This is a genomic window from Streptosporangium sp. NPDC000396, from assembly GCF_042898655.1.
Classification (GTDB): Bacteria; Actinomycetota; Actinomycetes; order Streptosporangiales; family Streptosporangiaceae; genus Streptosporangium.
Genome location: NZ_JBIAZA010000007.1, coordinates 343,172 through 353,586, shown reverse-complemented (window position 1 = coordinate 353,586; position 10,415 = coordinate 343,172). Strand labels below are relative to the sequence as shown.

At 69.4% G+C, this 10,415-nt stretch carries 8 protein-coding genes; 7 read left to right on the top strand and 1 reads right to left on the bottom strand.

The annotated features are described in order from the left end of the window. The coding region (locus ACFY2X_RS14425) for a carboxymuconolactone decarboxylase family protein (RefSeq protein ID WP_389937665.1) at positions 1–413 on the bottom strand (413 nt) is incomplete at its 3' end. Positions 414–517: 104 nt separating this feature from the next. Here ACFY2X_RS14425 and ACFY2X_RS14420 point away from each other — a divergent pair. The 7 genes from ACFY2X_RS14420 (at position 518) to ACFY2X_RS14390 (ending at position 10,210) form a co-directional block, all read left to right on the top strand. Continuing rightward, positions 518–3,322: a tetratricopeptide repeat protein gene (locus ACFY2X_RS14420; protein ID WP_389937663.1), complete on the top strand. Its 2,805-nt coding sequence runs from the start codon at positions 518–520 to the stop codon at positions 3,320–3,322. 173 nt (positions 3,323–3,495) lie between these two features. Next, positions 3,496–4,416 (top strand): 3-methyladenine DNA glycosylase, encoded by a 921-nt coding sequence (locus ACFY2X_RS14415; protein ID WP_389937659.1) that lies wholly within the window; start codon positions 3,496–3,498, stop codon positions 4,414–4,416. Between the two features lie 2 nt (positions 4,417–4,418). Then, positions 4,419–4,946 carry a class I SAM-dependent methyltransferase gene (locus ACFY2X_RS14410; RefSeq protein ID WP_389937656.1) on the top strand — a complete coding sequence of 176 codons (528 nt, stop codon included), beginning with the start codon at positions 4,419–4,421 and terminating at the stop codon, positions 4,944–4,946. Between the two features lie 156 nt (positions 4,947–5,102). After that, entirely contained in the window at positions 5,103–6,062 is a 960-nt protein-coding gene (locus ACFY2X_RS14405; RefSeq protein WP_389937653.1) for an SDR family oxidoreductase, read from the top strand. A 170-nt stretch (positions 6,063–6,232) separates the two neighbouring features. Further along, a complete protein-coding gene (locus ACFY2X_RS14400; RefSeq protein ID WP_389937650.1) occupies positions 6,233–7,168 on the top strand; it encodes a hypothetical protein in 936 nt (311 codons plus the stop codon). Positions 7,169–7,519: 351 nt separating this feature from the next. Beyond that, positions 7,520–8,737, top strand: coding sequence for an esterase/lipase family protein (locus tag ACFY2X_RS14395; protein WP_389937646.1), 1,218 nt, complete (start codon positions 7,520–7,522; stop codon positions 8,735–8,737). Positions 8,738–9,511: 774 nt separating this feature from the next. Beyond that, positions 9,512–10,210: a hypothetical protein gene (locus ACFY2X_RS14390; RefSeq protein ID WP_389937643.1), complete on the top strand. Its 699-nt coding sequence runs from the start codon at positions 9,512–9,514 to the stop codon at positions 10,208–10,210. The last annotated feature ends 205 nt before the right edge of the window (positions 10,211–10,415 follow it).

The following is a 10,415-nucleotide window of genomic DNA, read 5'->3' as shown; positions in this document are numbered from 1 at the left end:
CGGTTGAAGAGGTTGGTGACGGCGGTCATCAGCAGGATCGAGGCCAGCTGCTGCTCGTCGAAGTGGTCGGCGGCGGTGTCCCAGATCTCGTCGGGGACGGCGTCGGTGCGGTCGGCCAGCCGGGTGGCGGCCTCGGCCAGCTCCAGCGCGGCCCGTTCGGCGTCGGTGTAGTACGGGGCCTCGCGCCAGGCGGCCACCAGGCCGATGCGCTCGTCGCTCTCGCCGAGCTTGCGCAGGTTCTTCAGGCCGTAGTCGACGCAGAAGCTGCAGCCGTTGATCTGGCTGACCCGCAGGTGGATCATCTCCATGAGCTCCTGGGGGAGGCCCTGCGACTGCGCGGCCTTGATGAGCTCCATGATCGGCTTCTGGGCGGCGGGGATGATCGTGGCGGGGTTCTTCATCCGGGCTTCCATGGTGTTTCCTTCGTCTCGGTCGTCTCGGTTGGGGTGAGATCAGAGTGGCTGGCCGGATTGATACATTCGCTATGCGCGCACGATGCGACGGTGATCGGAGGACGATGCTGCGCTTCACCCTTCTGGGTCCCGTCCAGGTGGTCGTCGACGACGCGCCGCTGATGGGCATCGCCCCACGTCACCGGGCTGTTCTGGGCTACCTCCTGCTCAATGCCGGCCGGGTGATCAGCATCGAGCGGCTGATCGACGCGATGTGGGGCTACGACCAGCCCGACACCGCCCGATCGCAGATCCACGCTTCGATCACCGCGATCCGCAAGGTGCTGCGTGGTGCGGGAGCCGTACGGCTCCTTGAGACGCGTGCCGGCGGCTACGTCGCGCAGCCGGAGGCCGGGCAGGTCGACGCGCAGGAGTTCACCGAGCTGGCAGCCGCCGGTGAGCTGCGCAAGGCCCTGGATCTGTGGAGCGGCGAGGCGCTGGAGGACGTGCACGCGCACTACGTCACCGGCGTCCGGGAGCTCTGGAACGACCGGCGGCTGTCGGTGTACGAGCGCCTGGTGGAGGGCGAGCTCGCCGCCGGGCGGCACGGCGATCTGCTCGACGAACTCGCCGCCCAGGTGACCGCCAACCCGCTCCGCGAGAAGCTCAACGGCCACCTCGTCCTGGCCCTGCACCGGGCGGGGCGGCAGGCCGACGCCCTGGCCGCGGCGCGTTCTTACCGTACGGCTCTCGCGGACGAGCAGGGGCTGGATCCCGGGCACGCCTTCACCGAGCTGGAGCGGGCGGTCCTGGCGGATGATCCGGCGTTGCACTTGGCCGACGCGGCGCCGGTGGTTTCCGGCCCGCCGCGTCGCTCCACCTTCCTGCCCTACGACATTCCCGATTTCTCCGGACGGACCGCCGAGCTGGAGCGGCTCGTGGACGAGCATCGCGGGTCGGCGGTCGTCACGATCGACGGCATGGCCGGGATCGGCAAGACCACGCTCGCCGTCCACGTGGCCCATCGGCTGGCCGCCCACCATCCGGACGGCCAGCTCTTCATCGACCTGCAGGCCCACACCGCAGGCCGGGAGCCGGTCGACGCCACTGCCGCGCTGGAGGTCCTCCTCCGCCAGCTCGGGGTGCCCGCCGACCGCATCCCGGTCACACTGGCCGAGCGGAGCGCCCTCTGGCGCGCCGAGCTGGCCGATCGCCGCGTGCTCGCCGTACTCGACAACGCCTTCGACGCCGAGCACGTGCGCCCCCTGCTGCCGGGGCACTCCGACACCCTCGTCCTGATCACCAGCAGGCGGCGGCTCGTCGACCTGGACGGCGCCCACGCGCTGTCGGTCGACGTGCTGGGCGAGGAGGACGCCGCCGAGCTGTTCGAGCGGATCGTGGGCGAACGCGCTCACCACGAGCCGGACGCCGTACGCGAGGTGCTGCAGCTGTGCGGGCACCTCCCGCTCGCCATCCGGATCTCGGCCGCCCGCCTCCAGCACCGCCCGCGCTGGAGCGTGTCCTACCTGGCGGGCCGGCTGCGGGACCGTCGCCGGCTCCTGGACGGGGTGTCGGCGGCCTTCGCCCTCTCCTACGAGCAACTCGATGAGGCCGAGCAGCGCATGTTCCGCCTGCTCGGGCTGGTGCCCGGTCGCGACATCGACCCGTACGGCGCGGCCGCGCTGGCGGGGATCTCGGAGGACGAGGCGGAGGAGCTCCTCGAAGGCCTCCTCGACGCCCACATGCTCCTGCAGCTCGAACCGGGCCGATACACCTTCCACGACCTGCTCCGCGAGCACGCCCGTTCGATCGCCGAGGACGACGGCGCCGTCATGCGGCTGCTCGCCCACTACCTGCACCGCTCCCGCGCGGCGATGGACCGGCTCTTCCCGCACAGCGTCAGCCAGCGGGAGGGCATCCCCCAGCCGGCCGCCCCGATCGCGCCCATCCGTGACGCCGCGGAGGCGATCGCCTGGCTCGACGCCGAGCGCTCCAACATCATCGCGACCGCCGTCCACGGGCCCGAGATCTGCCTGGGCATGCTGTCCCTGGTGATGCGCCCCTACCTCGACGGGCAGGCGCACCACGACGACGCGCTCACGCTCCACACCCTGACGCTCCAGCGCAGCCGCAAGCTCGGCCACCGTGAGTTCGAGGAGCGAGCGCTCACCGACCTGGCGTGGACCTACTGGCGGCTCGGCGAGTACGAGCGCGCAGAGGAGTACGCTCACCAGGCCCTCGACGCGTGCGAGGAGGCCGACGAACGGGCTCGGGCACTGCTCACCCTGGGCAACGTGGCCCTGCGCCGGCGGCAGGACCCGCAGGCGGAGCAGTACCTCAAGCAGGCACTCGACCTCACCCGGATCGGCGTCGACACCTGGGGCGAGGCCCATGTGCTCGGCATCCTCGCCCTTGTCCTTGACCGGGCCGGCCGCCCGGAGGAGGCCCGGCGCCATCTCGACCTGGCACTGGCGCTTCACCGCAAGATCGGCAACCCGGCCGGAGAGGCGATGATCCTCAACCACCTCGGCGTCGTCCTCCGGCACCAGGGCGAGCTCGCTCAGGCACGCGCCCGCCACGAGCAGGCCGCGGCTCTCTACCGCAAGCTCGGCAACACCACCGACGAGGCGGCCGCACTCAACGGGCTGGCCGAGGCGGCGGGCGACCCGGCTCGGGCGGTCGAGGGGCACGCGGCCTCGCTCACGCTCGCCAACCTGACGCGCAACCGGCCGGAGCAGGCGCGTGCTCACGATGGGCTGGCACGCGCCCACCTCGCACTCGGGCACCCAGAGCAGGCTCGTGAGCATGGGCAGGTGGCTCTCGGCCTCTACGGGGAGCTCGGTGTTCCGGAGGCGGAGGAGGTCCGCACCTTCCTGGAACATGCCGGAGAATCCGCAAGGCAGGACCGTCCTCACCTCGTGAGGCCATGAGTGTTCTGCCGCAGGACGGCTCTGGCCGGTTGGTACTTCGGCGATCCGGCCGGGTGCCGTCTGACCTGATCCCGCGCCGTGGCTTTTGCCGCGGGATTCGGAAGGACATGCCGGTGTGAGCATCACGGCGGACCGCCGCGTACGGCTCGACCTTTCACGCATACCATTCAACGGTGGATGTTCTGGAGCAGGAGGTGTGGCAGGCTCGGGCGGAGGCCCACCGGCAACGGGTTGAGGCATGGACGGCGCCGCACCTGGCGCGCAGGGCGAGGGGCGAGATCCATCCCGTCGAGGACTTCCTGTTCACCTACTACGGGCATCGGCCGGCGCAACTGCGGCGGTGGCACCCGGGCGCGGGGGTGCTGCTGAAGGGGGCACGCGACTTCGGCCGCGACTACCTCGACACCTCCGAGGGGGCCACGCTCGACACCGCGGCGCTGATGGACAGGCGCAGGTCCACCGTCGAATGGATCGCGCAGCTGCTGGCCGCCACCGCGGCACGACCGGCGTATCTGGGCTGCTTCGGCCTGCACGAGTGGGCGATGGTCTACAAGACCGCGGAGGTACGGCACGGCGCCTGGCCGCTGCGGCTCAGCGGGGAGGCGATCGCGGAGATCGTGGAGCAACGAGGCGTGCGGTGCAGCCATTTTGACGCGTTCCGCTTCTTCACCCCCGAAGCGCGCCCGCTCAACGTGCTGCAGCCGACACGGCAGCGCCAGCGGGAGCTGGAGCAGCCGGGCTGCCTGCACGCCAACATGGACCTGTATAAATGGGCGCACAAGCTGTCACCGCTGGTGAGCGGTGAGCTGGTCGCCGACTGCTTCGTGCTGGCCCGTGACATCCGCGCCGTGGACATGCGGGCCAGCCCGTACGACCTGAGCCCGCTCGGTTATCGGCCGATCCGGATCGAGACGCCCGAAGGGCGAGCCGAGTACGCCGCCGAACAGCGAGGGTTCGCCGAGCGGGCGCGGACGCAGCGGCAACGTCTGCTCGGCGCCTGCGAACGATTGCTCGCGGGCACTCACCGCCCCCTGGTCCACGGCGACCGGGCATTCGGTCTCCGCCGGATCTCCGGGAGCCGGGGTACGTTGTGACCATGGCCGGAAAATCCGTACCCGAGCGTTTGTCGTGGGCGGTGGAGACGCTGGATCTCGTGCCGTCCGATCGCGTACTGGAGATCGGATGCGGTCGCGGCGTCGCGGCCGTGCTTGTCCTCGACCGTCTCAAGGAGGGCTCCTTCACCGCCATCGACCGGTCGGACAAAGCCGTCGAGGCGGCCATACGGCGCAACAGCGAGAACGTGGCGGCTCGCAAGGCGAGCTTTCTGGTGGCGGCGCTGGAGAACGCCGAGTTCGCCGACGACTCCTTCGACAAGATCTTCTCGGTCAACGTCAACCTGTTCTGGGCGCGTTCCTCGAAGAGGGAACTCACCGCCCTCCGGCGCTGGCTGGCTCCTGGCGGGAGTCTTCATCTGTTCTGGGAGCCGCCCGGGGCGGGGCAGGCGAGGGAGATCGCCGCCAGGGTGGTGCCGTTCATGGAAGAGCACGGCTTCAAGACCACTACGCTGACCGGCCAGACCTCCACCTCGGCCGGCCTGATCTGCATCTTGGCAAGGCTTTTCTGATGCACAGTCGTTGACAGTCGATCCCTGTGTTGCTGCTAGGGTTGATGATCTCAGATCCGCACCCTTCTCCTGGTGGCCGTGGGGGCAACGCCGAAGCGCATGCCCGGCCGCCGGTCAAGGCGCAAGATCTCCGCTGACATGTTGGAGGGTCTTGCCATGGGTGAAATCAAGCGGATCAGCAAAGCGCGGGAAGCCGGAGAGCTGCGGCTGCTGACCGTTGTCGGCGCGCGGAAAGACGCGGGCAGCAGCCCGACCGGGATCGTCGGACGGAGCCTGGCGCGGCAGTTGCTCGCCGCCGGCGATCGAGTGCGCGTGATCGCCGAGCCCGGCCAACTGGACGACTGGCCCGATGCGGTCGAGCTTGTCCAGGGGTCCATCACCCGGCCGTTGGAGTGCGCCGAGGCGTTCACCGGCGTCGACGGCATCTTCCTCGCCGGTGCCCAGCCCTCGACGGTGCAGGACGCGCTGGCTCTCGCGCGGGCGGCCGGTGTCCGGCGGATCGTCGTGCTGTCCTCGCACGGGCCGGAGTACGAGGAGGCGTATCCACCGGAGACGTGGTTCTGGCTGGCCATAGAAAGGGCCGTCGAGCGCTCGGGGATCGAGTGGACCCACATTCGCCCGTCGGCGGTGATGGGATCCATCCTCGAAGGCACCTATCCCGCCACGGGATCGGACTGGCCGGACACCGTCAAGACCGAGCTGGCCGTCCGGGAGGCGTTCCTGGACGAGGGCCACTATCCGTTCATCCACGAAGACGACCTTGCCGCCGTCGCGGTGTCGGCACTGCGCGATGACGACCACGTCGGAGGCATCCTTGAGGCGGTCGGCCTGCCCCTCAGCACGCGTTCGCGTGTGCTGAGCATCGCCAGGGCCATCGGCCGCGATATCGGCGCCGTCGAGCTGACGCCCTCCATCAGCCGCGCGAACTGGCGATCTCGCGGCTGGCCCGACAGCGGCATCGATGTGACGCTGTACGCCCTTGAGGAGTACGGCGCGCGACGGGCCGAACTCACCCAATGGACGCTCGATCAGCGACCGTCCGTGCGGGAGATCATCGGCCGCCCGCTGCGTACCTACGACGACTGGGCGATCGAGAACGCGGACCGGTTCCGCTGACTCCTGGCCCATGCCAGGCGCACCTCTGAGCATCACCTCCGGCAACCGCCGTGCCGTGGGCGCGGCGGGGCCCGGGGATGGTGGCTCGCGTCATTCTCGCGTCATTCTCGCGTCATTGAGGTCGCCTTCGGCCTGCCGAACCACAGGTTCACACCAAGAAGGGAAATATCGTGAAAAAGGGCATCAACTATGACACCGGATTCCTGCCGGGAGAGTGCCTCACCCGCAAGCTGTTCGACGCCGCGACCGTGCGGCGCGAGATGCGCGTCATCGCCGACGACCTGCACTGCCAGGCCGTCCGCGTATCCGGCGGTGACCCCGCCCGGCTGAGCGTCGCCGCCCAGGCGGCCGCCGAGGCGGGGCTGGAGATCTGGTTCGCCCCCTTCCCCGTGGACCTGCCCGCCCAGGACACGCTCGCCCTGTACGCCGACTGCGCCGAGCGCGCGGAGACGCTACGGCGCGGCGGGGCCGAGGTGGTGCTGGTGACCGGCTGTGAGTACTCCACCTTCGGCCACGGCTACCTGCCCGGCGACACCTACACGGCGCGCATGAACGCCATGATGGCCGACCTGGCCTGGCTGGAGACACTGGACACGGCCATGGGCCGGTTCAACGCGTTCCTCGCCGAGTCGGCCGAAACCGTGCGGTCGCTGTTCGGCGGCCCGATCACCTACGCCTCGGCTCCGTGGGAGTCCGTCGACTGGACCCCGTTCGACCTGGTGGGGGTGGACGCCTACCGCGCCGCCTATAACGCCGACCACTTCGCGGCGGAGGTGCGTGCCCACTTCGGGCACGGCAAGCCCGTGGCCGTCACCGAGTTCGGCACCTGCGCCTACCGGGGCGCGGCCGAGCAGGGCGGCTCCGCCTTCCTGGTGCCGGAGGGGGCGCAGCCGGATGAGGGCGAGCAGGTCCGCTACTTCGAGGAGCTGATGGACATCTTCGAGAAGGAGGGTGTGGCCGCCGCCTTCTGGTTCACCTTCGCCGGATACTCCCTCCAGGGCGCCGCCGACCTCGGTTCCTACGGTGTCGTCAGGATGCTGGATGCGACCAGGTGGGAGCCCAAGGCGGTCTTCCACGCCATGGCCGCCAGATACGCGCGCGGCTGAGGCCGTCAGATACGTGCGCGGCTGAAGACCTCAGCGCGGGAGAGGCGCCGACCGCGCGGCGGCCTCAAGCCGCCCCACCCGCTCGTTCCCCTCCGGCCACCCAGGCCCCAACGGGTCGCAGACGGCGATACGCCGGTGGACGGCCGGGAGCCGCGGGGCAGGCGCACTTCCGCGAGGTAGGCGCACTTCCGCTGCAAGAAGGGCACACGTCATCTAGTCGATCTACGTCGGAAATCAATCCCTATTCGTTCTTTGGAGTGCCGTTTAGCGTTCAATCCATCACGATCCGTAATGCTTGCAGTGGTCCGGCGACGCTGCCGGATCACCGGCACGCACTAGAGAGGGAAGCGGATGAGCGAAGAGCAGGCAGCAAAGGCGGAGCAGGCCGTCGGACCCATCGGGCTGATCGCGCCGCTGGAGGTATCCGCGCCGGCGCCCACGCCGGACAGGGTGTGGGAGCTTCCCGGCGGCACCGCCTGGGTGTACTACGGAGAAGGGAACCAGTGCCTGGTCAATCCGGTTATCCTGGCCGACGGTTTCAACAGCGGCCCGTCCAATCTCCATGAGTCCTGGGAGTTCCTGGAGCGAGGGGCCTACCCTCTCGTCAGCGAGCTGCGCCGCCGTGGTCGCGATCTCGTCATCCTCGGTTTCGCCGAGCGCAGCGCGTCGATCCTGGACAACGCGCAGACCGCGATCGCCGCCATCTCCCAGACGCTCGCGGAGCGGTACGGGAAAACACGGCTCACCGTCGGCGGTTTCAGCATGGGCGGCCTGGTCACCCGATACGCCCTGGCCAAGCTGGAGCACGACGGCATCGACCACCAGACGGACCTCTATGTCTCCTATGACAGCCCTCACCGGGGCGCGTGGATCCCGATCTCCCTGCAGGCGTTCGCGCACTTCATCAGGGCGGGCAACCCGGCCTTCTCCAACCAGATCAACAGCCCGGCCGCGCGTCAGCTCCTGCGATGGCACATCTCCGAGGCCGGCAGCGAGCCGCAGGAAGACGCGCTGCGCACCACCTTCCTCGAGAAGTTGGATGAGGTCGGTTCGTGGCCGAGCATTCCGAAGAAGATAGGGGTCGCCAACGGCTCGGGGAACGGCTCCGCCAATGATGTCCCACCCGGCGTCGAAGCGCTCAAGTGCACCGGCCTGGTGTTCAACGGCACCGTGCTCTACACCCAGTCCGCCGGGGACGACCAGCAGGTGGCCGCGCTCAGAAGCATCTTCGGCGGGACCAGGGACGTCTACACCAACGGGCTGCCCGAGATGGACGGCGCGCCGGGCGGGACGCTGGAGTCCTTCGGCATACTGGCCGACGCGCTGAACAAGTACGGTCAGGCCGAGGTGTACTACCGCTCCGTCTGCTTCGTCCCCGCGGTCAGCGCCGTGGCGATCCGCGATCTCGACACCCAGGACGACGTGTACGCCGACATCAGCAGCCTGCCTGCGAAGGAAAGCGAGCTGGACGAGTTCCTGTGCGCGACCGAGAACGAGGAGCACACGCTGATCACCGAAGAACTCTGCACCTGGATCCTCGACCGGCTTCCGGCGCCGGCACCGCTGTAGTCTCCTGAGAGCTCACGGCTCTCTCGCGGCCGGGCTCCGGTAGCGGGCTCGGGCGCTGCGACATTCGCCTCAGCAGGCGTGGCGACGCCGTCCTCCGAACTCACGTCGCCACAACCCCGTATGACGGGCGGAATCCGCGTGTACCGGGCCGTATACGAGGTCGAGGACCGATACGGGCACATCGCCAGGCTGCGACGGTTGCTCGAAGCGCACGACTCGATGCTCATCGCGTTGTGGCGGCTGTTGCGGTGGCTTGGGTCACGGCTCGCGGGAATCCGTCGCCAGGATCATTCGACTGGGGGAGTTCGAGCCTTCGCCGAGCCCGGGGCGACTCACTTCTGCCGTATTCGAATCAGCGAAACATGGCGATGAGCTGCTGAAAGATCCTATATCCGGCATTGGCCGCGAATCTCGCCCGCATGGGTCCTCCCGAAGGGGGCAGTCTTTCCGCGCCTCGTGAGAGGATCACGGCCGGACAGTGGTCCTCGGTCTCGGCGGGGCAGGCACAAGCACTCCTTCAGTGCTGCCGTTGGTTCCTGATCAAGCCCGATGGAGGACATGGTGACGCCAGCAAACCCTGACAAACCAAACGAGGCGACGTCGAACGGACCAGGCGGGTCACGCCGGGGCATCTCGCGCCCCATCTCACGCCCGCTGATCTTCGCCACCGCCGTCGTCCTGGTGGCTTCGGGCGGTGCCGGGGTGTCCGCGGCGTCGGCGGCAACGCCGGCGCCCGTTCCGACGGAGGCGGAGACGCCGACTCCCACCGCGACGGTGACCGAGACGCCTACCGAGACCCCGACCTCGACCCCGACCCCGACCCCGGATCCCACCGAGACCCCGACCCCGACTCCCACCCCGACCCCCACCGCCACGACGGCGCCTCACGTGCCCCCGCTGGTGTTCCCCGGCACGCTGCACGGCGAGTTCACCGTGCCGGGGAAGGACGGTTGCGGTTTCACGGTGTTCTCCCAGACCGGGGAGGCGATCGCCCTGGCCGAGGACTCGATCACTGTGAAAAGCCAGGACGGCTTCGAGAAGGCGTACACGATCGACGACTCCACCTGGACCCTGGCAGGCCGGCGGGACAACGAGGTCAGGCAGGGTGACTGGGTCTCGGTGACCGCCACGACCGTGGGCGAGACGGCGACGGCCGCCTATGTCTTCGACCTGTCGAAGCCTCGCAAGAGCTTCTGGCGCGGCTGGTGGTTCTCCAAGCAGTGGCGGCCGGGTGCCAAGTGGCGCACCCCCACTCCCTGCCCCACCCCGCCGACCCCGACGCCCACGGTTCCTCCCACCACCCCGCCCGCTCCGACACCCACCGACATGCCGACGACGCCTACCCCACCCCCGACCCCCACGGACGCGCCGACGACGCCTACGACACCCCCGACGTCCCCTCCGCCGACGACGCCGGTCCCCACGCCGACAGGCACCACGACCCCCACCCCGTCCCCCACTCCGACTTCCTGAGCCCACCTCCTTCGAGGCTTTCGTGACGGCCGCGGCGAGACGTTCCCCGCCGCGGCCGTTCCCGCCGCGATGGCGCCCTGCGGGCGGCACGCTCTCCCGCGAGGATGAGGAGATGGTCGGTGGTGGTTGGCCGGAGATGCCGTACCGGCGACGGGTGTTGGGGAAACCGATGATCCGCGGTCGTATGTTGCGGCTTGCGTGACCG

Coding starts and splice junctions, on each gene's coding strand:
- ACFY2X_RS14420 (WP_389937663.1), top strand. CDS start 518: ATGCTGCGCTTCACCCTTCTGGGTCCCGTCCAGGTGGTCGTCGACGAC.
- ACFY2X_RS14410 (WP_389937656.1), top strand. CDS start 4,419: ATGGCCGGAAAATCCGTACCCGAGCGTTTGTCGTGGGCGGTGGAGACG.
- ACFY2X_RS14405 (WP_389937653.1), top strand. CDS start 5,103: ATGGGTGAAATCAAGCGGATCAGCAAAGCGCGGGAAGCCGGAGAGCTG.
- ACFY2X_RS14395 (WP_389937646.1), top strand. CDS start 7,520: ATGAGCGAAGAGCAGGCAGCAAAGGCGGAGCAGGCCGTCGGACCCATC.